This window comes from Paenibacillus sp. 598K, assembly GCF_003851045.1.
Classification (GTDB): domain Bacteria; phylum Bacillota; class Bacilli; order Paenibacillales; family Paenibacillaceae; genus Paenibacillus_D.
In genome coordinates, this window is record NZ_BFBX01000046.1 from 42854 (window position 1) to 43112 (window position 259).

Here is a 259-nt window from a genome sequence, read left to right on the forward strand (position 1 = left end):
GAGCCGGGCGTCGTACAGATCGCCGTGGTACAGCTCGGTGCGCAGCAGCGGTCCGCCGTTGCACTGCCAAGCATCGTCGCTGCAGATCACCTGCTGCGAGCCGTCGGCATACGTCACATGGAGCTGCACGAGCAACGCTCGCGTATCGCCAAAGTAGTCTCGTCGCCCCTCCCAGGCAAGATTGCCCTTGTACCAGCCGTTGCCGACCATCGCGCCGATCGTGTTCGCCCCTGCGGCGAGCAGCTCCGTGACATCGTAG

At 64.9% G+C, this 259-nt stretch carries 1 protein-coding gene; it reads right to left on the reverse strand.

What is annotated here, in order from left to right; translation table 11 throughout:
• A partial coding sequence (locus PA598K_RS15130) for an alpha-L-rhamnosidase N-terminal domain-containing protein (protein ID WP_148091950.1) occupies positions 1 to 259 on the reverse strand: 259 nt, incomplete at both ends.